This window comes from Streptomyces luteoverticillatus (assembly GCF_003970715.1).
In the GTDB taxonomy this organism is placed as follows: domain Bacteria; phylum Actinomycetota; class Actinomycetes; order Streptomycetales; family Streptomycetaceae; genus Streptomyces; species Streptomyces abikoensis.
This window is the reverse complement of the sequence record NZ_CP034587.1, coordinates 1,381,085-1,404,607: the sequence shown is the minus strand read 5'-3', so window position 1 is coordinate 1,404,607 and position 23,523 is coordinate 1,381,085. Positions and strand designations below refer to the sequence as shown.

21 protein-coding genes are annotated in these 23,523 nt (G+C 71.8%); 18 read left to right on the top strand and 3 right to left on the bottom strand.

Features of this window, described 5'->3' with window-relative positions; genetic code table 11:
- The first annotated feature begins 13 nt into the window (after positions 1 to 13).
- The 3 genes from EKH77_RS05715 (at position 14) to EKH77_RS05705 (ending at position 2,735) form a co-directional block, all read left to right on the top strand.
- The gene (locus EKH77_RS05715) at positions 14 to 574 is read left to right on the top strand and encodes an HIT family protein (RefSeq protein WP_126913350.1); all 561 of its coding nucleotides are present in this window, start codon (positions 14 to 16) and stop codon (positions 572 to 574) included.
- Positions 575 to 651: 77 nt separating this feature from the next.
- Positions 652 to 1,464, top strand: a complete 813-nt coding sequence (locus EKH77_RS05710; protein WP_240667235.1) for a polysaccharide deacetylase family protein — start codon at positions 652 to 654, stop codon at positions 1,462 to 1,464.
- Positions 1,461 to 2,735, top strand: coding sequence for a YncE family protein (locus tag EKH77_RS05705; RefSeq protein WP_240667234.1), 1,275 nt, complete (start codon positions 1,461 to 1,463; stop codon positions 2,733 to 2,735). Before EKH77_RS05710 ends, EKH77_RS05705 begins: the two co-directional genes overlap by 4 nt.
- A gap of 61 nt (positions 2,736 to 2,796) precedes the next feature.
- Here EKH77_RS05705 and EKH77_RS05700 read toward each other — a convergent pair whose 3' ends face one another.
- Both EKH77_RS05700 and EKH77_RS05695 read right to left on the bottom strand, forming a co-directional pair.
- Positions 2,797 to 4,452 carry a hypothetical protein gene (locus tag EKH77_RS05700; protein ID WP_240667233.1) on the bottom strand — a complete coding sequence of 552 codons (1,656 nt, stop codon included), beginning with the start codon at positions 4,450 to 4,452 and terminating at the stop codon, positions 2,797 to 2,799.
- A gap of 183 nt (positions 4,453 to 4,635) precedes the next feature.
- Positions 4,636 to 6,843: an elongation factor G-like protein EF-G2 gene (locus EKH77_RS05695; protein WP_126913348.1), complete on the bottom strand. Its 2,208-nt coding sequence runs from the start codon at positions 6,841 to 6,843 to the stop codon at positions 4,636 to 4,638.
- Positions 6,844 to 7,086: 243 nt separating this feature from the next.
- Here EKH77_RS05695 and pgsA point away from each other — a divergent pair, with 243 nt between their 5' ends.
- Genes pgsA through EKH77_RS05680 form a run of 3 tightly spaced genes read left to right on the top strand, consistent with a single transcriptional unit; the run spans position 7,087 to position 9,832 of the window.
- On the top strand, positions 7,087 to 7,749 hold the full coding sequence (pgsA, locus tag EKH77_RS05690) for a phosphatidylinositol phosphate synthase (protein WP_126913347.1): 663 nt from the start codon (positions 7,087 to 7,089) through the stop codon (positions 7,747 to 7,749).
- A complete protein-coding gene (locus EKH77_RS05685; protein ID WP_126913346.1) occupies positions 7,746 to 8,675 on the top strand; it encodes a phosphatidylinositol mannoside acyltransferase in 930 nt (309 codons plus the stop codon). Before pgsA ends, EKH77_RS05685 begins: the two co-directional genes overlap by 4 nt.
- Complete coding sequence (locus EKH77_RS05680; protein WP_126913345.1) at positions 8,672 to 9,832, top strand: glycosyltransferase family 4 protein; 1,161 nt, start codon at positions 8,672 to 8,674, stop codon at positions 9,830 to 9,832. Before EKH77_RS05685 ends, EKH77_RS05680 begins: the two co-directional genes overlap by 4 nt.
- A 201-nt stretch (positions 9,833 to 10,033) precedes the next feature.
- Here EKH77_RS05680 and EKH77_RS05675 read toward each other — a convergent pair whose 3' ends face one another.
- The gene (locus EKH77_RS05675; RefSeq protein ID WP_240667232.1) at positions 10,034 to 10,732 is read right to left on the bottom strand and encodes a VC0807 family protein; all 699 of its coding nucleotides are present in this window, start codon (positions 10,730 to 10,732) and stop codon (positions 10,034 to 10,036) included.
- A 191-nt stretch (positions 10,733 to 10,923) separates the two neighbouring features.
- Here EKH77_RS05675 and EKH77_RS05670 point away from each other — a divergent pair, with 191 nt between their 5' ends.
- From EKH77_RS05670 to EKH77_RS05615, 12 genes are all read left to right on the top strand, one after another.
- Positions 10,924 to 11,466 (top strand): hypothetical protein, encoded by a 543-nt coding sequence (locus EKH77_RS05670; RefSeq protein ID WP_126913344.1) that lies wholly within the window; start codon positions 10,924 to 10,926, stop codon positions 11,464 to 11,466.
- Positions 11,467 to 11,548: 82 nt separating this feature from the next.
- Complete coding sequence (pdxS, locus tag EKH77_RS05665; protein WP_126913343.1) at positions 11,549 to 12,460, top strand: pyridoxal 5'-phosphate synthase lyase subunit PdxS; 912 nt, start codon at positions 11,549 to 11,551, stop codon at positions 12,458 to 12,460.
- A gap of 140 nt (positions 12,461 to 12,600) precedes the next feature.
- Entirely contained in the window at positions 12,601 to 13,194 is a 594-nt protein-coding gene (pdxT, locus tag EKH77_RS05660; RefSeq protein WP_126913342.1) for a pyridoxal 5'-phosphate synthase glutaminase subunit PdxT, read from the top strand.
- Between the two features lie 60 nt (positions 13,195 to 13,254).
- A complete protein-coding gene (locus EKH77_RS05655; protein ID WP_126913341.1) occupies positions 13,255 to 14,007 on the top strand; it encodes a YebC/PmpR family DNA-binding transcriptional regulator in 753 nt (250 codons plus the stop codon).
- Positions 14,008 to 14,137: 130 nt separating this feature from the next.
- On the top strand, positions 14,138 to 14,689 hold the full coding sequence (ruvC, locus tag EKH77_RS05650) for a crossover junction endodeoxyribonuclease RuvC (RefSeq protein WP_126913340.1): 552 nt from the start codon (positions 14,138 to 14,140) through the stop codon (positions 14,687 to 14,689).
- Positions 14,686 to 15,309 (top strand): Holliday junction branch migration protein RuvA, encoded by a 624-nt coding sequence (gene ruvA, locus EKH77_RS05645; protein WP_126913339.1) that lies wholly within the window; start codon positions 14,686 to 14,688, stop codon positions 15,307 to 15,309. The genes ruvC and ruvA overlap by 4 nt, the downstream gene beginning before the upstream one ends.
- 97 nt (positions 15,310 to 15,406) lie before the next feature.
- Complete coding sequence (gene ruvB / locus EKH77_RS05640; protein WP_126913338.1) at positions 15,407 to 16,480, top strand: Holliday junction branch migration DNA helicase RuvB; 1,074 nt, start codon at positions 15,407 to 15,409, stop codon at positions 16,478 to 16,480.
- 163 nt (positions 16,481 to 16,643) lie between these two features.
- Positions 16,644 to 17,147: a preprotein translocase subunit YajC gene (gene yajC / locus EKH77_RS05635; RefSeq protein WP_126913337.1), complete on the top strand. Its 504-nt coding sequence runs from the start codon at positions 16,644 to 16,646 to the stop codon at positions 17,145 to 17,147.
- A 148-nt stretch (positions 17,148 to 17,295) separates the two neighbouring features.
- Entirely contained in the window at positions 17,296 to 19,104 is a 1,809-nt protein-coding gene (secD, locus tag EKH77_RS05630; protein ID WP_126913336.1) for a protein translocase subunit SecD, read from the top strand.
- Between the two features lies 1 nt (position 19,105).
- The gene (gene secF / locus EKH77_RS05625) at positions 19,106 to 20,230 is read left to right on the top strand and encodes a protein translocase subunit SecF (RefSeq protein WP_126913335.1); all 1,125 of its coding nucleotides are present in this window, start codon (positions 19,106 to 19,108) and stop codon (positions 20,228 to 20,230) included.
- Positions 20,227 to 20,775 (top strand): adenine phosphoribosyltransferase, encoded by a 549-nt coding sequence (locus EKH77_RS05620; protein WP_126913334.1) that lies wholly within the window; start codon positions 20,227 to 20,229, stop codon positions 20,773 to 20,775. Before secF ends, EKH77_RS05620 begins: the two co-directional genes overlap by 4 nt.
- 168 nt (positions 20,776 to 20,943) lie before the next feature.
- Entirely contained in the window at positions 20,944 to 23,508 is a 2,565-nt protein-coding gene (locus EKH77_RS05615; protein WP_126913333.1) for a RelA/SpoT family protein, read from the top strand.
- Positions 23,509 to 23,523 lie beyond the last annotated feature (15 nt).

Here is a 23,523-nt window from a genome sequence, read left to right as displayed (position 1 = left end):
CTCCGGGGCCCATATGCTTCAGAGCATGACGAGTGAGCCGGAGCAGCAGTTCGGAGTGGGGGCGCCGGACGCCTTTCAGCGCCTGTGGACACCCCACCGGATGGCGTACATCCAGGGGGAGAACAAGCCGACCGGCCCGGGGGCCGACGACGGCTGCCCGTTCTGCTCGATCCCGGCCAAGAGCGACGAGGACGGACTGATCGTCGCCCGGGGCGAGCTCGTCTACGCCGTGCTCAACCTCTACCCGTACAACGGCGGGCACCTCATGGTCGTCCCCTTCCGGCACGTCGCCGACTACACGGAGCTGGACGAGGCGGAGACCGCCGAGCTCGCGGCGTTCACCAAGCGCGCGATGCGCGCGCTGCGCACGGCCTCGGGCGCCCACGGCTTCAACATCGGCATGAACCAGGGCTCGACCGCCGGCGCCGGTATCGCCGCCCATCTGCACCAGCACCTCGTGCCGCGCTGGGGCGGGGACACCAACTTCATGCCGGTCGTGGGCCACACCAAGGTGCTGCCGCAACTGCTGGCCGACACCCGCAAGATGCTCGCCGACGTCTGGCCGACGGTCTGACCGGTCGCCAGGGACACGCCCCGCGACGAAAACGGGCAAATCACACCAGTTCTTATTGAAGAAGCTCTAATAGGACGGTGACCTTCCTTCACCGTCGTACCGTGCTGCGCGCGGCCGCGGGCAGCGCTCTGGCCGGGGCCGCCGGGACCGCCGCCGCGGGCTGCGGCGGGGACCGGACGGCCGCCGGGCCGCCCTCGGCCACACCGCGGGGCACGGGCCGGGGCGCGGCGGCCCGGGTCCCCGCGCTGCCGGGGCCCCCGCTGCTGCTGCCCGCGCTGCCGGCCGGGCTGCCCGCGCAGATCGAGCACGGCTCCCGGCGGGGTCAGGCGGTCGCGCTCACCTTCCACGGCCGGGGCGACGCGAAATCGGCGACCGCCCTGCTCGCGGAGGCCGAGCGGGCCGGCGCCCGGGTGACGGTGCTCGCCGTGGGCGACTGGCTGGACGCCGAGCCCCGGATGGCCCGCAGGGTGCTCGACGGCGGGCACGAGCTGGGCAACCACACCATGCGGCACCTGAGCGTCTGCTCGATGCCCGCCAAGGCCGCCTACGCCGAGATCGCCGAGTGCGCCGACCGGCTGCGCAGACTGACCGGCGGCATCGGCCGCTGGTTCCGGCCGTCCCGCGCCCGGCGCGCCACCGACCAGGTCGTAAGGCTGGCACGACAGGCCGGATATCCCCACATCCTGTCGTACGACGTGGACTCCCTCGACTTCACCGACCCCGGCGCCGAGGCGGTCCGGCGTACCGTATTGGGCGCGGTACGGCCAGGGTCGGTCGTCAGTCTGCACTTCGGGCACGCCGGCACGGTGGCCGCGCTGCCCGCGATCCTCGACGGCCTGCACCGCCGCGGTCTGCGCGCGGTGACGACTACGGAGCTGCTGACACGATGAATCGCACCCCGCATCACCGTCCTCGACGCCTCCGGTCCGGCTCTCTCCTCCGGCGCCTCCGCCCGCCCGCCCGCTCCGCCCGCTCGGCGCGTTCCCGCTCGGGAAGGCCGCGCGGAGCCGTCCTGCTCACCGCCTGCTGCGCCCTGCTGGCCGCCGGCTGCGGGGGAGGCGACGACGGCGCCCCCGCCGAGCGCCCCGCGCCGGGCGCGCACCGCCAGGGTGCGGCCCGGGGCGTGCCCGAGGGGCTGCCGGGCATGCCCCCGCTGCTGGACCCCGACGACCTCTACGCCGCGGACCGGCCGAACGCCCTGTCCCCGGTGGTCAAGGACTTCCCTTCGCGGGTGTACGTACCGAACACGGAGTCCGACACGGTCAGTGTCATCGACCCCAAGACGTACAAGGTCATCGAGACCATCCCGGTGGGCAACCAGCCGCAGCACGTCGTGCCCTCCTGGGACCTCAAGACGCTCTGGGTCAACAATGACCGGGGGCACACGCTCACCCCCATCGACCCGGCCACCGGCAAGGCGGGCAAGACGGTCGACGTCCACGACCCGTACAACCTCTACTTCACGCCCGACGGGAAATACGCCGTGGTGATGGCGTCCATGGACCGAGAGCTGGTCTTCCGGGACGCCCACACGATGAAGCGGATGAAGACGGAACACGTGGACTGCCTCGGGGTCAACCACGCCGACTTCTCCCCGGACGGCCGCTACTTCATCGTCTCCTGCGAGTTCTCGGGCGAGCTGCTGAAGGTCGACACGGCCAGGATGAAGGTGATCGACAAGCAGAAGCTGCCCTTCGACGGGGCCATGCCCCAGGATGTGAAGATCTCCTCGGACGGGAAGACCTGGTACATCGCCGACATGATCGCCGACGGTGTGTGGGTGCTGGACGGGGACAAGTTCACCGAGCCCTGGCTGATGCCCACCGGCAAGGGGGCCCACGGCCTCTATGTGAGCCGGGACTCCAAGTCCCTGTACATCTCCAACCGGGGCGAGGGATCGATCTCGGTGCTGGACCTGCCCAGCCGCAAACTGGTCAAGAAGTGGGAGCTGCCCGACGGCGGCAGCCCGGACATGGGCGGGGTGTCGGCCGACGGCAAGGTGCTGTGGCTCTCGGGGCGCTACAACAGCGAGGTGTACGCGATCGACACCACCGACGGCCACCAGATCGCCCGGATCAAGGTGGGCGACGGGCCGCACGGCCTGGCCGTCTATCCGCAGCCCGGCCGCTACTCGCTGGGGCACACCGGAATCTTCCGTTAGTCACGTGTAGTCACGTGATCAGGGCCGGTGCGCCCCGGCGAGGCTCCTCGGGGACGTCCCGTCAGGCGTTGTAGACGTCGGCCTGACGGGGCGTCGGGTCCTGGATCGCGCCGCTGAGGTTGCCCGCGCGGCTGGCGAAGCGGGTGGTGTCGACGCCGTTGTCGGCGAGGACGCGGAGCGTCGCCTCATGGACGACGCGCAGCACCGGGGTGGCCGCGCGCAGGGCGTCGTCGGCCATGAAGCGGTGCCGCCAGGGCTTGTCGGCCCAGGCGTGGCGCAGCCCGAAGGGCTCGGGCAGCACCAGCTTGCCGCCCCAGTACTCCAGCAGTGGCGGATACCAGGTCAGCGGCGCCCGGGCGGCGAGCCGGACGACCTCGCGGGGCTCGACGACGGGGAGGGTGCGGGTGTAGGTGTCCCAGAACTTCAGGCCCTTCTTGAAGGTCTGGGTGCGGTTCTTGGGGCGGCCGTTGAAGAGGGAGTGGGTAGGGCCGAGGGCGTGGCCGGTGACCTCGATACGCAGCGTCTTGTGGAGAACGGTGACATTGACGAGCAGGGTGATGACCAGCTGGCCGTCCCAGAGGACGAACTGGACGCCGAGGTAGTGGCGGTCGCCGCTGCCGAAGTGCTGCTTGTCGCAGATCTCCTGGAGCTGGGAGCCCCTTATCTGGAAGGACGCGTCGGTGCCGCCGGGGCGGGACACGGCGCCCGCGCCCTCGCCGATGGGGGAGACCACCCAGTGCTCGACCTGGGGCGGGGTGAGGCCGCCGGTGTTGATGGGGGTGCGCTCCAGCAGCTTGAGCTGGTCGTGCACCGCGCGGACGATGTCCCAGCTGCGGAAGGGGTTGATGTCCTTCCCCGGCTCGGCGGGGACGAGGTCCTCGGCCAGCTGCCAGCTGCCCCAGCGGGTGCCCATCCCGAGGATGCCCTTGGGGCCGGCGTAGAAGGCGATGTTGCTGCGCTGCTCGGCGGAGAGCTTCGCGAGGTTCAGCCGGAGCTGCTCGGCGGCGCTCTCGCCGGGCGTCGAGGGCACGGCCTCGGGGATCTTGGCGGCGACGGTGCCGCCGTCGAGGAGACCGGTCCAGCGCTCGCGGAGGTCCTTGGCCGTGCGCTCGCAGACGATCTTCGCCCAGAAGCCGCCGACGAGGGGGGCTATGACCATCGCGCGCACGTAGAGATAGAGGAAGCCGCTGAACGGCAGCTTGACCAGGAGGATCGCGACGACCACCGCGATGCCCACCAGCAGCGCGGTGCCGAGTGCCCCGACGCGCCTGTCCTGGGAGCCGGCGAGGGTGCGGCGCAGCTGGAACGCGCCGAGCCAGAGCAGCACACCGGGCAGGAACAGCAGCCCGAAGACCACCATGATGAAGGTGAGCCGGGCGTCGCGCTGCTTGCGGATGCGGGACGCGGCCAGGCAGTGCTCGACGATCACCTGCGGTTCCAGGCCGAAGGACTGGATGATGGGCTTGCGCCCGCCGCCGAGCATCCGGCCCTGCACGGCGCGCGCGAAGGCCTCACCGAGATTGGGCTCGAACAGGGAGATCCGGGCCTTCTTCACCTCCGAGGTGGCCCAGTCGGAATTGGCCTTGAGCAGTTCGTCGACCGGGCCGTCCCGGTAGGCGGCCGAGGCCAGGGCCTGGGTCGCCGCTGTCGCCCCGGCGCCGCCGGAGACCGGGACCTGCGCTCCCGGGCTGAAGTCGTACGGATCCCCTGCTGCCACTGCCGCCCCCAATACCGTGCGCGTCCGGTGCGCCGGTGTGCTCCCGACTGCCGCCCACCGCCTGTGTCATGAGCCGCGTGCTCAGCGTAACGGGACGGGATGCCGGCTGTCGTGGGAGATCGGAAAGCCGCCGGTGTCGGAAAGCCGCCCGTACCCGGCGAGTTGATACGGGCGGCTCGCGAACTATGCCCCGTTCTCCGCCTGTTCGCGGATCCGCTCGGCGGCCTGCGGGGGCATCGGCTCGTGCCGGGCGTAGGAGCGGCTGAACCGCCCGGTGCCGTGGGAGAGCGAGCGCAGGTCCACCGCGTACCGGCCGATCTCGATCTCCGGGACCTCGGCGCGGACGAGGGTGCGGCCCGAGCCGGACTGCTCGGTGCCGACGACGCGGCCGCGCCGCCCGGACAGATCGCTCATCACGGGACCCACGTACTCGTCGGAGACGAGGACCTGGATGTCCGCGACGGGCTCCAGGAGGTGGATGCGGGCCTCGGCGGCGGCCTCGCGCAGGGCCAGGGCGCCGGCGGTCTGGAAGGCGGCGTCCGAGGAGTCCACCGAGTGGGCCTTGCCGTCGACGAGGGTCACCCGCACGTCGACCAGCGGATACCCGGCGGCGACCCCCTTGGCGGCCTGGGCGCGGACGCCCTTCTCCACCGAGGGGATGAACTGGCGCGGCACCGCGCCGCCCACGACCTTGTCGACGAACTCGATGCCGGAGCCGCCGGGCAGCGGCTCGACCTCGATCTCGCAGATGGCGTACTGGCCGTGGCCGCCGGACTGCTTGACGTGCCGGCCGCGGCCGGCGGCCCGGGTGCCGAAGGTCTCCCGCAGCGAGACCTTGTGGGGCACCACGTCGACCTGGACGCCGTACCGGGTGCGCAGCCGCTCCAGGGCCACGTCGCGATGGGCCTCGCCCAGACACCACAGGACGACCTGGCGGGTGTGCTGGTTGTGCTCCAGCCGCATCGTGGGGTCCTCGGCGACCAGCCGGGCCAGGCCCTGGGAGAGCTTGTCCTCGTCCGCCTTGCTGTGCGCCTGGATGGCGACGGGCAGCAGTGGGTCGGGCATCAGCCAGGGCTCCATCAGCAGCGGATCGGCCCGGCCGGAGAGAGTGTCGCCGGTCTCGGCGCTGGCGAGCTTGGCCACGCAGGCGATGTCCCCGGCGATGGCCTGGGCGAGCTGGCGCTGCTGCTTGCCGAACGGCGAGGAGAGGGCGCCGAGCCGCTCGTCCACGTCATGGGCCTCGTGCCCCCGGTCCTCCAGGCCGTGGCCCGAGACGTGCACGGTCTCGTCGGGGCGCAGGGTGCCGGAGAAGACCCGCACCAGGGAGATCCTGCCGACGTAGGGGTCCGAAGCGGTTTTGATCACTTCCGCGGCGAGCGGCCCGTCGGGATCGCAGGCCAGCGCCGGGCGCGCCGCGCCGGCGGGCGTGGTGACGTCGGGGACCGCGCGCTCGGTGGGCGTGGGGAAGCCGCCGGTGACCAGCTCCAGCAGCTCCACGGTGCCCAGGCCCTGCCGGGCGCCGTCGGCGGCGGGGGCCGCGGCCAGCACGGGATGGAAGCTGCCGCGCGCCACGGCCCGCTCCAGGTCCTCGATCAGCGTCTTGACGTCGATCTCCTCACCGCCGAGATAGCGGTCCATGAGGGTCTCGTCCTCGCTCTCGGCGATGATCCCCTCGATGAGGCGGTTGCGGGCCTCCTCGATGCCGGGCAGCGCCTCGGCGCCGGGATCGGACTCGGTCCGGGCACCGGAGGAGTAGTCGAACACCCGCCGGGTGAGCAGCCCGGTCAGCCCCGTCACCGGGCGGTGCCCGTCCCCGCCCTCCCGGCCGTAGTGCGGCAGGTAGAGGGGGAGGACGCTATCGGAGGAGTCGCCGCCGAAGGCGGCCCGGCAGGCCTCCGTCATCACCTCGAAGTCCGCCCGCGCCGCCTCCAGGTGCGTCACCACGATCGCGCGCGGCATGCCCACCGCCGCGCACTCCTCCCAGAGCATCCGGGTCGGCCCGGTGATGCCCTCGACGCCCTCCGCCGCCGAGACGACGAAGAGGGCCGCGTCCGCCGCGCGCAGACCGGCCCTCAGCTCGCCGACGAAATCGGCGTAACCGGGTGTGTCCAGCAGATTGACCTTGATCCCGGCCCATTCGACCGGCACCAGCGAAAGCTGGACCGAGCGCTGCTGGCGGTGCTCGATCTCGTCGTAGTCGGAGACGGCGGCGCCGTCCTCGACCCGGCCCGCGCGATTGAGCGCGCCGGTGGCCAGGGCCAGGGCCTCCACCAGCGTCGTCTTGCCGGAGCCACTGTGGCCGACCAGCACCACGTTCCGGATGTTGCCGGGCCGGTCGGCCGTCACGGCCCTGCCGGCGGCCCCTGGATGCGTACTCGTCTTCTCGCCCATGTGTCTCGCCTCCCGGTCGACACCTGCGGTCCTTCGAGCTTTCCACCGTGGTCACGCTGCGTCCATACGTCGCACACGCGAACGCAACCCGCCGGCCGGCGCCGCCCCGGCCGGGGACCGGCGTGACCTGCGCCATGGCCCAGGTGCGCGACGCGTGCGCGGCGGCCCCCGGCCGCCTGGCTACGATGGGCCAGCCGGTGTCCTTCCGACCATCCGGCCCGCACACGACCCTCCGGGAAGGCCATGCTGAACAAGTACGCGCGTGCGTTCTTCACGCGTGTTCTCACGCCGTTCGCCGCCCTGCTCATCCGCCTCGGCGTCAGCCCCGACGCGGTGACCCTCATCGGTACCGGTGGCGTGGTGGCGGGAGCGCTGGTCTTCTACCCCCAGGGCGAGTTCTTCTGGGGCACGATCGTCATCACCCTGTTCGTCTTCTCCGACCTCGTCGACGGCAACATGGCCCGTCAGCTCGGCCGGTCCAGCCGCTGGGGCGCCTTCCTCGACTCCACCCTCGACCGGGTCGCCGACTCGGCCATCTTCGGCGGCCTCGCCCTCTGGTACGCCGGGCGCGGCGACGACACTCTGCTGTGCGCGGTGGCGATCTTCTGCCTCGCCAGCGGCCAGGTGGTCTCCTACACCAAGGCGCGCGGCGAGAGCATCGGCCTGCCCGTCAACGTCAACGGCCTCGTCGAACGCGCCGAACGCCTGGTGATCTCCCTGGTGGCCTGCGGCTTCTCCGGCCTCCACAAGTTCGGCGTGCCGCACATCGACATCCTGCTGCCCATCGCCCTGTGGATCGTGGCCGTCGGCAGCCTGATCACCCTGATCCAGCGCGTGGTGACCGTACGCCGCGAGGCCGCCGAGGCGGACGCCGCCGTGGCCCCCGGCGGGGGCGAGGGCGCGTGAGGGAACGGCTGACCGACGCCCTCTACGGGCTCGGCTGGGGCACCGTCAACAAGCTGCCCGAACCCGTCGCCGCCGAGCTGGGGCGCCGGATCGCCGACCTGGCCTGGAAGCGACGCGGCAAGGGCGTGCTGCGGCTGGAGGCCAACCTCGCCCGGGTCGTCCCCGACGCGGACCCCCACCGGCTCGCCGAACTCTCCCGGGCGGGTATGCGCTCCTACATGCGCTACTGGATGGAGTCCTTCCGGCTGCCCTCCTGGAGCGCGGAGCGCGTCCGCACCGGCTTCGCCCCCCAGGACCGCCACAACCTGGAGGAGGCCCTGGCCTCCGGCCGGGGCGTCGTCCTGGCCCTGCCCCACATGGGCAACTACGACCTCGCCGGGGCCTGGCTCACCACCGCGATGAACCAGCCCTTCACCACCGTGGCCGAGCGCCTCAAGCCCGAGACCCTCTACGACCGCTTCGTGGCCTACCGCGAGGGGCTGGGTATGGAGGTGCTGCCCCACGCGGGCGGCAGCGCCTTCGGCACCCTCGCCCGGCGGCTGCGCGCCGGCGGAGTGGTCTGCCTGGTGGCCGACCGCGATCTGTCCTCCTCCGGCATAGAGGTCGACTTCTTCGGCGAACCGGCGAAGATGCCCGCCGGGCCCGCCGTGCTGGCCGTGCAGACGGGCGCCGTGCTGCTGCCCGCCACCCTCTGGTACGACCGCTCCCCGGTGATGCGCGGCCGGATCCACGACCCCATCGAGGTGCCCACGACGGGCACCCGGGCCGAGAAGGCCGCCGCCATGACCCAGCGACTGGCCGACGCCTTCGCCTCCGGCATCGCCGAGCACCCCCAGGACTGGCACATGCTCCAGCGGCTGTGGCTCGCCGATCTCGACCGGCGACCCCGGCCCCCCGCCGAGAGCTCCGGAATGGAGAAACCGTGAGGATCGGGATCGTCTGCCCGTACTCCTGGGACGTCCCCGGTGGCGTCCAGTTCCACATCCGGGATCTGGCCGAGCACCTCATCCGGCTGGGCCACGAGGTGTCGGTACTGGCGCCCGCCGACGACGACACCCCCCTGCCCCCGTTCGTCGTCTCCGCCGGCCGGGCCGTCCCCGTGCCCTACAACGGCTCCGTGGCCCGGCTGAACTTCGGCTTCCTCTCCGCCGCGCGGGTGCGCCGCTGGCTCCACGACGGCGACTTCGACGTCATCCACATCCACGAGCCCACCTCCCCCTCGCTGGGACTGCTGTCCTGCTGGGCCGCACAGGGCCCCATCGTGGCGACCTTCCACACCTCCAACCCCCGCTCCCGCGCCATGATCGCGGCCTATCCGATCCTCCAGCCCGCCCTGGAGAAGATCAGCGCGCGGATCGCCGTGAGCGAATACGCCCGCCGCACCCTGGTCGAACACCTGGGGGGCGACGCCGTCGTCATCCCCAACGGCGTCGACGTGGACTTCTTCGCCTCCGCCGAGCCCCGGCCCGAGTGGCAGGGCGGGACCATCGGCTTCATCGGCCGCATCGACGAGCCCCGCAAGGGCCTGCCCGTCGTGATGCGCGCCCTGCCGAGGATCCTCGCCGAGCGCCCGGACACCCGGCTCCTCGTCGCAGGCCGCGGCGACGAGCAGGAGGCCGTCGCCACCCTGCCCCCCGAGATGCGCCGCAACGTCGAATTCCTCGGCATGGTCAGCGACGAGGAAAAAGCGCGTCTGCTGCGCAGCGTCGACCTCTACGTGGCCCCCAACACCGGTGGCGAGTCCTTCGGCATCATCCTCGTCGAGGCGCTGTCCGCCGGGGCGCCCGTCCTCGCCAGCGACCTGGACGCGTTCGCGCAGGTCCTGGACCAGGGAGCGGCCGGCGAGCTCTTCGCCAACGAGGACGCGGACGCCCTCGCCGGCGCGGCCCTGCGGCTGCTTGCCGACCCCGCGCGGCGGGCGGAGCTGAGCGAGCGGGGGAGCCGGCACGTCCGGCGGTTCGACTGGTCGACCGTCGGTGCGGACATCTTGGCCGTCTACGAGACGGTCACAGCCGGCGCGGCCTCGGTCGCCGCGGACGAACGCACCAGCCTTCGCGCCCGCTTCGGGCTCGCCCGGGACTGAGTGCCCCTCGCGCGGCCTCGGCGTGCCGGGCGGCCCTGGCGTGCCGGGCTCCCCGTGGGCCGGGCGGTCCCGCCATGCGGGGCGGTCCTGTCGGGCGCCTGCGGGCGGTCCGTGGCTGGTCGCGCAGTTCCCCGCGCCCCTTACGGGGCCCGGTCGGACCACCACCCCCGTAGGCGGTCCGACCGGGCCCGTCTCCCCCCGTCAGGCCCCGGCCCGGCCCGGTATCTCCTCGGCGGCCGGCGCCCCGGCGGGCCGGACCCCGAAGAGCCCCACCCCGTGGCGGGTCTGGAAGCCGCGGCTGCGTCGGATCGTGACGACCACGAGCAGGGCGATCAGGGCTATCGACTGGAACCTGCCGAGGACCGGCACCACATCGACCGGCAGGGACAGCGCCTCCACCGTGCTCAATGCCGCGTCGAGGAGTTCGACGCCGCCCCACAGCATCGTCAGCCCCCGCAGTGCAGCGCGGAACTCCGGCATGCCGTCCCAGACGCGCTCGGCCTCCTCCTCTGCCGCCGGATCCCTCAACCGTCGCCCGAACTGGAAGGCGAAGGGGCGGGCCGCGAACAAGGTGCCCAGGATCCACACGCCCAGCACCGCCGGGAGCCCCGCGTCCTTCAGCAGGAGCACCCGGGGGCTGCCGCTGATCAGCGACGTCACCGCCGAGACCGCGAGCAGGGCCACGATCAGCAGGTCGAAGACCTCCGCCCGCCGCCGCACCAGCGCCGTCACCAGCGCGTGCGCCGCCGGTATGGCGCTGCTCAGCAGCAGGGCCTGCCACTGGGCGATGCCCTGCGCGCGCAGCGCGTAGTACACGGCGAGGGGCAGCGCGACGCTGATGGTGAGGGGCGCGAGCAGCGCCCGCGCGGGGCGCGCACCACGCGATTCCATCCGTTCCATGAGGTGCCTCCAGCGGTTCGGCCCGGCGATCCGGCGATCTGCTTCGACGTTAGAAGCCGGGCGGGTGGAGACGGATCGGAGCCAGGGCCGGTTTCCCGATCGCCGCCTCCACCCCGCCCTCCACCCCCGGGTGGAGACCTCCGGCGGCTGCCGGGCATCCGCCGGGGAGCCGGACGGTAACGTGACCCGGCGTGACCACACTGATCTGGATCGCGGCCGCCCTGGTCGTCATCGGCGTCTACCTCAGCTGGACCGCCGGCCGGCTGGACCGGCTGCACAGCCGTATCGACGCCGCCCGCGCGGCCCTGGACGCCCAGCTGCTCCGGCGCGCCTCCGTCGCCCAGGAGCTCGCCACCGCCGGGATCCTCGATCCGGCCGCCTCGATGGTGATGTACCAGGCCGCCCACGCGGCCCGGCAGGCCGAGGAGGAGCACCGCGAGGTCGCCGAGAGCGAGCTCAGCCAGGCGCTGCGGGCCGTCTTCGCCGAGGCCCCGCAGGTGGAGGCCGTCCGGCAGGCGCCCGGCGGCGAGGAGTCGCTGGCCGAGCTGACCCAGGCGGTCCGCAGGGTGCCCATGGCCCGCCGGTTCCACAACGACGCGGTACGGGCGGCCCGGGCGCTGCGCCGGCACCGCAAGGTGCGCTGGTTCCGGCTGGCCGGTCACGCCCCCTTCCCGATGGCCTTCGAAATGGATGACGAGCCTCCGGCCGCCCTGGCCGACCGGGCAGGCCACTGACCCCGGATTGGCCCTTTTTCCCGAACCTCGCACGCCGGTTTGATGACGATGCAGCAATACCGGCCCTTGATAGCGAGGTCACATCGTGTCCACCCCCAGCACGCCCCAGACTCCGGAGACCGGCACCGCGCGCGTCAAGCGCGGCATGGCCGAGCAGCTCAAGGGCGGCGTGATCATGGACGTCGTCACCCCGGAGCAGGCGAAGATCGCCGAGGACGCCGGCGCGGTCGCGGTCATGGCTCTGGAGCGGGTGCCCGCCGACATCCGCAAGGACGGCGGCGTGGCCCGGATGTCCGACCCGGACATGATCGAGGGCATCATCAACGCCGTCTCCATCCCGGTCATGGCCAAGTCCCGCATCGGCCACTTCGTCGAGGCCCAGGTCCTCCAGTCCCTCGGCGTCGACTACATCGACGAGTCCGAGGTCCTCACCCCGGCCGACGAGGTCAACCACTCCGACAAGTGGGCCTTCACCACCCCCTTCGTCTGCGGTGCCACCAACCTGGGCGAGGCCCTGCGCCGCATCGCCGAGGGCGCGGCCATGATCCGCTCCAAGGGCGAGGCCGGCACCGGCAACGTCGTGGAGGCCGTGCGCCACCTGCGCCAGATCAAGAACGAGATCGCCAAGCTGCGCGGCTTCGACAACCACGAGCTCTTCGCCGCCGCCAAGGAGCTGCGCGCCCCCTACGAGCTGGTCAAGGAGGTCGCCGAGCTCGGCAAGCTGCCGGTCGTGCTGTTCTCCGCCGGTGGCGTGGCCACCCCGGCCGACGCCGCGCTGATGCGCCAGCTCGGCGCCGAGGGCGTCTTCGTCGGCTCCGGCATCTTCAAGTCCGGCGACCCGGCCAAGCGCGCCGCCGCCATCGTGAAGGCCACCACCTTCTACGACGACCCGAAGATCATCGCGGACGCCTCCCGCAACCTGGGCGAGGCCATGGTCGGCATCAACTGCGACACCCTGCCCGAGGCCGAGCGCTACGCCAACCGCGGCTGGTAACAGCACACGTTCATACCGGGTGGGCGGTCCGCGGCTACACGGCGGGCCGCCCACCCGGCGTACCACCGGCGGCCGGTGGGTGCGGTCCACCGGCCGGCCCGACCGTCCCGCCGCAACCGACCCGAGAGGCAGTGCCCACCGTGTCCACCCCCACCATCGGCGTCCTCGCCCTCCAGGGCGACGTCCGCGAACACCTCGTGGCCCTGGCCTCGGCCGACGCCCTCGCCCGGCCCGTGCGCCGGCCCGAGGAGCTCGCGGAGGTCGACGGCCTGGTCATACCCGGCGGCGAGTCCACCACCATGTCCAAGCTCGCGGTGATCTTCGGCCTTCTGGAGCCGCTGCGCGAGCGCGTCCGGGCCGGGATGCCCGTCTACGGCACCTGCGCCGGCATGATCATGCTCGCCGACAAGCTCCTGGACGGCCGTGAGGACCAGGAGACCCTCGGCGGCATCGACATGATCGTGCGCCGCAACGCCTTCGGCCGGCAGAACGAGTCCTTCGAGGCGAGGGTCGAGGTGGCCGGCGTCGAGGGCGGCCCCGTCGAGGGCGTCTTCATCCGCGCCCCCTGGGTCGAGTCCGTGGGCGCGGCGGCCGAGATCCTCGCCGTCCACGACGGCCACACCGTCGCCGTCCGGCAGGGAAACGTGCTGGCCACGTCCTTCCATCCGGAGCTCACGGGCGACCACCGGGTTCACGAACTGTTTGTGGAGATGGTCCGCTCCACCCGCTCCTGAGATCCCGGTAGGATCTCTGTCGTTCGTTCTGAATTTGGTTACGCGAAGGAGACAGGCGAGATGTCCGGCCACTCTAAATGGGCTACGACGAAGCACAAGAAGGCCGTGATCGACGCCAAGCGCGGCAAGCTCTTCGCGAAGCTGATCAAGAACATCGAGGTCGCGGCCCGCATGGGCGGCGTCGACATCGAGGGCAACCCGACGCTCTACGACGCCATTCAGAAGGCGAAGAAGCAGTCGGTCCCGAACAAGAACATCGACTCCGCGGTCAAGCGCGGCGGCGGCCTCGAGGCCGGCGGTGCCGACTACGAGACGATCATGTACGAGGGTTACGGCCCCAACGGTGTCGCGGTGCTCATCGAGTGCCTCACCGACAACCGCAACCGCGCCGCCTCCGACGTGCGCGTCGCCATGACCCGCAACGGCGGCTCCATGGCCGACCCGGGCTCGGTGTCCTACCTGTTCAACCGCAAGGGCGTCATCATCGTCCCCAAGGGCGAGCTCACCGAGGACGACGTCCTCGGCGCGGTCCTGGACGCGGGCGCCGAGGAGGTCAACGACCTCGGCGAGAGCTTCGAGGTCCTCAGCGAGGCCACCGACCTGGTCGCGGTCCGCACCGCCCTCCAGGAGGCCGGCATCGACTACGACTCGGCCGAGGCCAACTTCGTGCCCACCATGCAGGTGGAGCTCGAGGAGGAGGCCGCCCGCAAGATCTTCAAGCTGATCGACGCGCTCGAGGACAGCGACGACGTCCAGAACGTCTTCGCCAACTTCGACGTCTCCGACGAGGTCATGGCCAAGGTCGACGCGTAGGCGTCGCGTTCCGGCCGCGGCCGGCGGACGGGCCAGTGGGACACGTGTCCCACTGGCCCGTCGGCGTGAACGGCCGTTGTCAGTGGCAGCCGATAGCCTGCCCGAGCAGGTGAGCGGAGGGAGGGGCGCGATGCGGGTGCTCGGTGTGGACCCGGGGCTGACGCGATGCGGCGTCGGAGTGGTGGAGGGCGTCGCTGGCCGTCCGCTGCGCATGGTCGGAGTGGGCGTCGTCCGCACCCCGGCCGACGCCGACGTGGCCGACCGGCTCGTCCTCATAGAGCGCGGCATCGAGCAGTGGCTCGACGAACACCGCCCCGAGTACGTGGCGGTCGAGCGGGTCTTCAGCCAGCACAACGTCCGTACGGTCATGGGCACCGCCCAGGCCAGCGCGGTCGCCATGCTGTGCGCCGCCCGGCGCGGGCTCCCCGTCGCCCTCCACACGCCCAGCGAGGTCAAGGCCGCCGTCACCGGCTCCGGCCGGGCCGACAAGGCCCAGGTCGGCGCCATGGTCACCAGGCTGCTGAGGCTCGACGCGCCGCCCAGGCCGGCCGACGCCGCCGACGCCCTGGCCCTGGCCATCTGTCACATCTGGCGGGCGCCCGCGACCAACCGGCTGCAGGAGCTCGCCGCCGCCCACCGCCGCACCCCCACCCCCGTACGCATCCCGAAGGGCACCCGATGATCGCCTTCGTCTCCGGGCCGGTCGCGGCCCTCGCCCCGGACACCGCCGTCGTCGAGGTCGGCGGCGTCGGCATGGCCGTCCAGTGCACCCCCGGCACGCTCGCCCGGCTGAAGGTCGGACAGCCCGCCAGGCTGGCGACGTCCCTCGTCGTCCGCGAGGACTCCCTGACGCTCTACGGCTTCGCCGACGACGACGAGCGGCAGACCTTCGAGCTCCTCCAGACCGCCAGCGGGGTCGGCCCCCGCCTCGCCCAGGCCATGCTGGCCGTCCACTCGCCGGACGCGCTGCGGCGGGCGTTCGCCGCCGGGGACGAGAAGGCGCTCACGGCCGTGCCGGGCATCGGGAAGAAGGGGGCGCAGAAGCTGCTGCTGGAGCTCAAGGACCGGCTCGGTGCGCCGGTCGGGTCCGCCGCGGTGGCTGCCGCCGTGTCCGCTCCCGCCGCCGGGTGGCGGGATCAGCTGCACGCGGCGCTCGTGGGGCTCGGGTATGCGAGCCGTGAGGCCGACGAGGCCGTGGCGGCCGTCGCGCCGCAGGCGGAGGCCGTTGTCGTCGATGGGGGCACCCCGCAGGTGGGGCAGTTGTTGCGGGCGGCGTTGCAGACGCTGAACCGGGCTCGGTGAGCGGGGTGCGGTGCGGGCCGGTGGGCGGTTTGTGCCCACCCGTTCCGCCCTGCGGAACGCCTGCCCACAAACCGTATCCACACGTGAGGTTTTACTCGTGAACTGGGACGACGAGTCCACTTACGCACCCCCCGCGGCCGACCGCCTCGTCGGTACCGTCGCCGATGGGGAGGATCAGGCCGTCGAGGCCGCCCTGCGGCCCAAGGATCTCGACGAGTTCATCGGGCAGGAGCGCGTCCGCGAACAGCTCGACCTCGTACTGAAGGCCGCCCGCGCCCGCGGAGCCACCGCCGACCACGTCCTGCTCTCCGGCGCCCCCGGCCTCGGCAAGACCACCCTGTCGATGATCATCGCGGCCGAGATGGGCGCCCCCATCCGCATCACCTCCGGCCCCGCCATCCAGCACGCCGGTGACCTGGCCGCGATCCTCTCCTCCCTCACCGAGGGCGAGGTGCTCTTCCTCGACGAGATCCACCGCATGTCCCGGCCCGCCGAGGAGATGCTCTACATGGCCATGGAGGACTTCCGGGTCGACGTCATCGTCGGCAAGGGGCCCGGCGCCACCGCCATCCCCTTGGAGCTGCCGCCCTTCACCCTCGTCGGCGCCACCACCCGCGCCGGGCTGCTGCCGCCCCCGCTGCGCGACCGCTTCGGCTTCACCGGCCACATGGAGTTCTACTCACCCGCCGAGCTCCAGCGCGTCGTCCACCGCTCCGCCCGCCTCCTCGACGTGGAGGTGGCGGACCAGGGCGCCGCCGAGATCGCCGGCCGCTCCCGTGGCACGCCCCGCATCGCCAACCGGCTGCTGCGCCGCGTCCGCGACTACGCGCAGGTCAAGGCCGACGGTGTGATCACCCAGGAGATCGCCGCCCAGGCCCTTCAGGTGTACGAGGTGGACGGCCGCGGCCTGGACCGGCTGGACCGGGCCGTGCTCACGGCGCTGCTCAAGCTCTTCGGCGGCGGTCCCGTCGGGCTGTCCACGCTGGCCGTGGCCGTGGGGGAGGAGCGCGAGACGGTCGAGGAGGTCGCCGAGCCGTTCCTGGTGCGCGAGGGACTGCTGGCCCGTACGCCCCGGGGACGGGTCGCCACGCCGGCGGCCTGGTCGCACCTCGGGCTGGTGCCGCCGCAGCAGGGCGGGGCACCCGGTCAGCGGGGTCTCTTCGGGGAGTGACGGCGCGGGGGCTGGTCCGGTCAGGAACCACGGTGCCATGCTGGGCGTTGTTCCATCGGTGCGGAACCGCTTAGACTCCGCCGATGCCGTCCGTATCGCACGGCATACCACCCCCGTAGACCAGGCCGTTTCCCCAGCGGTCGTGTGAAGGAATCCCCGTCCCGTGAATATCGCGACTCTCCTGCCGTTCATCGTGCTCATCGGGGCCATGTTCCTGATGACGCGCTCGGCGAAGAACAAGCAGCGCCAGGCCGTGAAGATGCGCGACCAGATGCAGCCAGGTACCGGTGTCCGGACGATCGGCGGCATGTACGCGACCGTCAAGGAGATCCACGACGACACGGTTCTCCTGGAGGTCGCCCCCGGCGTCCACGCCATCTACGCGAAGAACGCCATCGGCGCCGTCCTCGAGGACGCCGAGTACAACCGCATCGTCCACGGCCTCGAGCCGGAGGAGACGCCGGTCGTGCCCGACGACGCCTCCTCGCTCACCGAGGCCGTCGAGGCCGGCGAGCCCCCGGTCGACAAGAAGATCGACCTGGGCAAGGACGCCGCTCCGGCCGAGGGCGGGACCAAGGACACCGAGGCGGGGGCCGAGAAGTCCGGCGAGGCGACCGAGCCGAAGGACAAGGACGCGAAGCGGGACGGCGACACCGACGCCAAGTAGTCCTTCTCCGGAACCGCGGAGCACCCACTGAGCGGTGCGCCGCGGTTCCGTTACGGTCTAGGCTCCGGCGGGGGCAGGTCCCCACATCATTTCGTGGCCGCCCGGCGAACACCCGACGCCCGGCGGTTGGACAGGGAGAAACGACAAGGTGGCAGCACCGAAGAAGGGCCGCAGGTCCCCGGGCGGCCAGGGCAGGCCGGGACGAGTCCTGGCCCTGATCCTGATCGCCATGGTGGCGCTCACCGGGGGGATGTTCGCCTCCGGGCACACCACACCGCGGTTGGGCATCGATCTCGCGGGCGGCACCAGCTTCACGCTGGAGGCCAAGAACCAGCCGGGCAAGCCCAACGCGATCAACAAGACCAATATGGACACCGCCGTCGGCATCATCGAGCGGCGTGTCAACGGTCTTGGTGTGACCGAGGCCGAGGTCCAGACGCAGGGCAGCAAGCACATCATCGTGAACATCCCCCGGGGGACGAACGCGAAGCAGGCTCGCCAGCAGGTAGGCACCACCGCTCAGCTCGGTTTCCGGCCCGTCCTCACCGCGACCGCCGGTGTCAAGGCGCCCGAGCCGACGCCCGCCTCCTCGGCCGACAAGGGCAAGGGGAGCCAGTCCGGCGACAAGTCCGCCGATGGCAAGAACAAGCCCTCCGGCTCGTCCTCCGCCTCCACCGGCCCCCAGGGCCGTCCCGTGACCGACGCCCTCAAGGCCGACGGCACGCCGACCCCGCAGGCCACCGCGTCCGTGTCCGACGGCAAGAAGGACGACGCCAAGAAGGACGACGCGAAGAAGGACGACAAGAAGGCGCCCACCCCGCCGCCCACCCCGGGCGCCGGTGACGTGGCCGCCCTCCAGAAGCAGCTCGACGCCCTGGACTGCTCCACCAAGGAGAGCCGCTCCAAGGCCAACGAGGCCGCCTCCGCCGCCAAGCCCACCGACCCCATCGTCGCGTGCCGCAAGGACGGCTCCGTCAAGGAGATCCTCGGCCCGGTGGCCGTGGAGGGCGCGTCCATCAAGGACGCCAACGCCGTCTTCGACTCCCAGGGCGGCAAGGGCTGGCTCGTCCAGCTGAAGTTCAACTCCTCCGGCGCCAAGAAGTTCGCCGACGTCACCGGCCAGCTGGCCGGCAAGCCGTCGCCGCAGAACCAGTTCGCGATCGTCCTCGACGGCGAGGTCGTCTCCGACCCGTCCGTGAGCACGTCCATCGTCGGCGGCCAGGCGGAGATCTCCGGCGGCTTCACCCAGCAGAGCGCTCAGGACCTCGCCAACGTGCTGTCCTACGGCGCCCTGCCGCTGTCCTTCGACGTCGTCACCGAGCAGACGGTGACCGCCGCGCTCGGCGGTGAGCAGCTGCGGGCCGGCCTGATCGCCGGTGCCATCGGCCTCGCCCTCGTCGTGCTCTACCTGGTGATCTACTACCGCGGTCTGGCGCTCGTCGCCCTCGCGAGCCTCGCGTGCTCCGCCGTGCTCACCTACACGATCATGGTCCTGCTCGGCCCGGCCATCGGCTTCGCGCTGAACCTGCCGGCCGTCTGCGGCGCCATCGTCGCCATCGGCATCACCGCCGACTCGTTCATCGTCTACTTCGAGCGCATCCGCGACGAGATCCGCGAGGGCCGCACCCTGCGTCCCGCCGTGGAGCGCGGCTGGCCGCGCGCCCGCCGCACGATCCTCGTCTCGGACTTCGTCTCCTTCCTCGCCGCCGCGGTGCTCTTCATCGTCACCGTCGGCAAGGTGCAGGGCTTCGCGTTCACCCTCGGCCTGACCACGCTCCTCGACGTCGTCGTGGTCTTCCTCTTCACCAAGCCCCTGATGACGATCCTCGCCCGCCGCAAGTTCTTCGCCAGCGGCCACCCGTGGTCCGGTCTGGACCCCCAGCGGCTCGGCGCCAAGCCGCCGCTGCGGGCCTCCCGCCGCCGTCCCTCCGCCACCGTCGACCCGAAGGAGGCGTGAGATGTCGCGACTCGGTAATCTCGGCGCCCGGCTCTACCGCGGCGAGGTCGGCTATGACTTCGTGGCCAAGCGGAAGATCTGGTACGGCATCTCGATCCTGATCACCATCACGGCCATCGTCGGCCTGGCGGTGCGTGGTCTGAACTTCGGCATCGAGTTCTCCGGCGGCGCGGTCTTCACCACCCCCAAGACCTCGGTCTCGGCCGAGGCCGCCCGCAAGACGGCCCAGGACGTCTCGGGTCACCCCGCGATCGTCCAGAAGCTCGGTGACAAGACGCTGCGCGTCCAGGTCAGCGACCTCACCCCCGAGCAGTCCCGCAAGACCCAGGAAGCGCTGGCCAAGAAGCTGGACGTCGACCTGAACAAGGTCAACACCGACATCGTCGGCCCCAGCTGGGGTGATGAGATCGCCGGCAAGGCCTGGACGGGCCTCGGCGTCTTCATGATCCTCGTGGTCGTCTACCTGGCCATCGCCTTCGAATGGCGGATGGCGCTGGCCGCGCTGATCGCCCTGATCCACGACCTCACCATCACCGTCGGCGTCTACGCGCTCGTCGGCTTCGAGGTCACCCCGGGCACCGTGATCGGTCTGCTGACGATCCTCGGCTACTCCCTCTACGACACCGTCGTCGTCTTCGACGGTCTGAAGGAGAGCGCGAAGGACCTCACCAAGCAGACCCGCTTCACCTACAGCGAGATCGCCAACCGCAGCCTCAACGGCACCCTGGTGCGCTCCATCAACACCACGGTCGTCGCGCTGCTGCCGGTCGCCGGCCTGCTGTTCATCGGCGGCGGCTTCCTCGGCGCGGGCATGCTCAACGACATCTCGCTCGCCCTGTTCGTCGGCCTCGCGGCCGGCGCCTACTCCTCGATCTTCATCGCCACCCCGCTGGTCGCCGACCTCAAGGAGCGCGACCCGCAGATGAAGGCCCTCACCAAGCGGGTGCGCGCCCGCCGTGCCGCCGACGCCGCCAAGGGCGAGGCGGGCGGGGCCGCCCAGGACCGCGAGCCGTCCGACATGGGCGACGCGGACGACGAGGAGCCGGAGGACGCCGCCGCCGGCGTCGTCTCCCAGCGCCGCCAGAGCCGCGGTCGCGGCGGCCGTCCCTCCGGGAAGCGCCGATGAGCGCCCCGCAGGAGCTGCGCGAGCTGCTGCTCAGCCGCATCCACGACGTGCCGGACTACCCGAAGCCGGGCGTGATGTTCAAGGACATCACCCCGCTGCTGGCCGACGCCAAGGCGTTCGCCGCGCTCACCGACGCCCTCGCCGGGCTCTGCGAGCGCCACGGCGCCACCAAGGTCGTCGGCCTGGAGGCCCGGGGCTTCATCCTGGCCGCCCCGGTCGCCGTCCGCGCCGGGCTGGGCTTCGTGCCCGTCCGCAAGGCGGGCAAGCTCCCCGGCGCCACGCTGGCCCAGTCCTACGAGCTGGAGTACGGCACCGCCGAGATCGAGATGCACGCCGACGCGCTCGTCGAGGGCGACCGCGTCCTCGTCATCGACGACGTGCTGGCCACCGGCGGCACGGCCGAGGCCTCCCTGAAGCTGATCCGCCGCGCCGGCGCCGAGGTCGCCGGTGTCGCGGTGCTGATGGAGCTGGGCTTCCTGCCGGGCCGCGCCCGGCTGGAGCCCGCCCTCGACGGCGCGCCCCTGGAGGCGCTGATCACCGTCTGAGCCGCCCCTTCGAGGGGTGGGCCCACACACGCGGCGGGCACCGGGGAAGTCCCCGGTGCCCGCCGCTGTTGTTCCTGTTGGCGCCCCGTGCGCGGCGGTCCGGTGGCCGGGATCGATACCATGGGAGTCCGGACCTGAACGGGGGGCCGGTACGCATGAGGAGTGCTCTTGCCAGACGAGGTCCAGCCGCTCACCGCCGCTCAACAGGACAAGAAGCCGTCTCCCGAGGCCGCGGCGGTCACGGGCACGCCCTCCGGCCGCCCGCGTGCCGGTGACGGCCCGGGCCCGGCCACGGACGGGGAGCGGAACCGGCCGCAGGCCACCGCCGGCGCCCCGCAGCACAAGGCCGACCGGCAGCCCACCACGGCCCGTCCCCAGCAGACGGGCGCCCCCGTCCCGGCCCGCCCCACGCCCCCGCAGGGCCCCGCGCCCCGGCCCGGCTCCTCCAGCCGCGTCCGCGCCCGCCTCGCCCGCCTCGGCGTCCAGCGCTCCAGCCCGTACAACCCGGTGCTCGAGCCGCTGCTGCGCATCGTGCGCGGAAACGATCCGAAGGCCGACGCCGCCACGCTGCGCCAGATCGAGCGGGCCTACCAGGTCGCCGAGCGCTGGCACCGGGGCCAGAAGCGCAAGAGCGGCGACCCGTACATCACCCACCCCCTCGCCGTCACCACGATCCTCGCCGAGCTGGGCATGGATCCGGCCACCCTGATGGCCGGCCTGCTGCACGACACCGTCGAGGACACCGAGTACGGCCTGGAGGACCTCCGCCGCGACTTCGGCGACCAGGTCGCCCTGCTCGTCGACGGCGTCACCAAGCTCGACCGGGTGCAGTTCGGCGAGGCCGCGCAGGCCGAGACCGTGCGCAAGATGGTCGTCGCCATGGCCAAGGACCCGCGCGTCCTGGTCATCAAGCTCGCCGACCGCCTCCACAACATGCGCACCATGCGCTACCTCAAGCGGGAGAAGCAGGAGAAGAAGGCCCGCGAGACCCTGGAGATCTACGCCCCGCTGGCCCACCGGCTGGGCATGAACACCATCAAGTGGGAGCTGGAGGACCTCGCCTTCGCGATCCTCTACCCCAAGATGTACGACGAGATCGTCCGTCTCGTCGCCGAGCGGGCCCCCAAGCGCGACGAGTACCTGGCCGTCGTCACCGACGAGGTCCAGGCCGACCTGCGCGCCGCCCGCATCAAGGCGACCGTCACCGGCCGCCCGAAGCACTACTACAGCGTCTACCAGAAGATGATCGTGCGGGGCCGGGACTTCGCCGAGATCTACGACCTGGTGGGCATCCGCGTCCTCGTCGACACCGTCCGCGACTGCTACGCGGCGCTCGGCACCGTCCACGCCCGGTGGAACCCGGTGCCGGGACGGTTCAAGGACTACATCGCGATGCCCAAGTTCAACATGTACCAGTCGCTGCACACGACGGTCATAGGGCCCAGCGGCAAGCCCGTCGAACTCCAGATCCGCACGTTCGACATGCACCGCCGCGCCGAGTACGGCATCGCCGCGCACTGGAAGTACAAGCAGGAGGCCGTCGCCGGCGCCTCCAAGATCCGTACGGATGTGCCCAAGAACGCCGGCAAGAACCAGGACACCGTCAATGACATGGCCTGGCTGCGGCAGCTCCTCGACTGGCAGAAGGAGACCGAGGACCCGGGCGAGTTCCTGGAGTCCCTGCGCTTCGACCTCTCGCGCAACGAGGTCTTCGTCTTCACGCCCAAGGGCGACGTCATAGCGCTCCCGGCGGGCGCCACGCCCGTCGACTTCGCCTACGCCGTCCACACCGAGGTCGGCCACCGCACGATAGGCGCCCGGGTCAACGGCCGGCTCGTCCCGCTGGAGTCCACCCTCGACAACGGCGACCTGGTGGAGGTCTTCACCTCCAAGGCGACCGGCGCCGGCCCCTCCCGCGACTGGCTGGGCTTCGTGAAGTCACCGCGCGCCCGCAACAAGATCCGCGCCTGGTTCTCCAAGGAGCGCCGCGACGAGGCCATCGAGCAGGGCAAGGACGCCATCGCGCGCGCCATGCGCAAGCAGAACCTGCCGATCCAGCGGATCCTCACCGGCGACTCGCTGGTCACCCTCGCCCACGAGATGCGCTACCCCGACATCTCCTCCCTCTACGCGGCCATCGGCGAGGGCCATGTCGCGGCGCAGGGCGTGGTGCAGAAGCTGGTCCAGGCCCTCGGCGGCGAGGACGCGGCCACGGAGGACATCGAGGAGGCGGCACCGCCCATCCGCGGCCGCTCCAAGCGCCGCTCGAGCGCCGACCCGGGCGTGGTCGTCAAGGGCGTCGACGACGTGTGGGTGAAGCTGGCCCGCTGTTGTACGCCCGTCCCCGGCGACCCGATCATCGGCTTCGTCACCCGCGGCAACGGCATCTCCGTGCACCGCGCGGACTGCGTCAACGTCGACTCGCTCTCGCAGCAGCCCGAGCGGATCCTCGACGTGGAGTGGGCGCCGACGCAGTCGTCGGTCTTCCTCGTCGCCATCCAGGTGGAGGCGCTGGACCGCTCCCGGCTGCTCTCGGACGTCACCCGCGTGCTGTCCGACCAGCACGTCAACATCCTGTCGGCCGCCGTGCAGACCTCCCGCGACCGGGTGGCCACCTCGCGTTTCACCTTCGAGATGGGCGACCCCAAGCACCTGGGGCACGTCCTGAAGGCGGTGCGCGGCGTGGAGGGCGTCTACGACGTCTACCGCGTGACGTCGGCCCGCAGGCCGTGAGCAGCCGGCTCGTGA

Bases quoted from the DNA above. Each gene is read 5' to 3' on its own strand.
- EKH77_RS05715 (WP_126913350.1), top strand. From the start codon at position 14: ATGCTTCAGAGCATGACGAGTGAGCCGGAGCAGCAGTTCGGAGTGGGG.
- EKH77_RS05705 (WP_240667234.1), top strand. From the start codon at position 1,461: ATGAATCGCACCCCGCATCACCGTCCTCGACGCCTCCGGTCCGGCTCT.
- EKH77_RS05695 (WP_126913348.1), bottom strand. From the start codon at position 6,843: ATGGGCGAGAAGACGAGTACGCATCCAGGGGCCGCCGGCAGGGCCGTG.
- pgsA (WP_126913347.1), top strand. From the start codon at position 7,087: ATGCTGAACAAGTACGCGCGTGCGTTCTTCACGCGTGTTCTCACGCCG.
- EKH77_RS05675 (WP_240667232.1), bottom strand. From the start codon at position 10,732: ATGGAACGGATGGAATCGCGTGGTGCGCGCCCCGCGCGGGCGCTGCTC.
- EKH77_RS05655 (WP_126913341.1), top strand. From the start codon at position 13,255: ATGTCCGGCCACTCTAAATGGGCTACGACGAAGCACAAGAAGGCCGTG.
- ruvC (WP_126913340.1), top strand. From the start codon at position 14,138: ATGCGGGTGCTCGGTGTGGACCCGGGGCTGACGCGATGCGGCGTCGGA.
- ruvA (WP_126913339.1), top strand. From the start codon at position 14,686: ATGATCGCCTTCGTCTCCGGGCCGGTCGCGGCCCTCGCCCCGGACACC.
- secF (WP_126913335.1), top strand. From the start codon at position 19,106: ATGTCGCGACTCGGTAATCTCGGCGCCCGGCTCTACCGCGGCGAGGTC.
- EKH77_RS05620 (WP_126913334.1), top strand. From the start codon at position 20,227: ATGAGCGCCCCGCAGGAGCTGCGCGAGCTGCTGCTCAGCCGCATCCAC.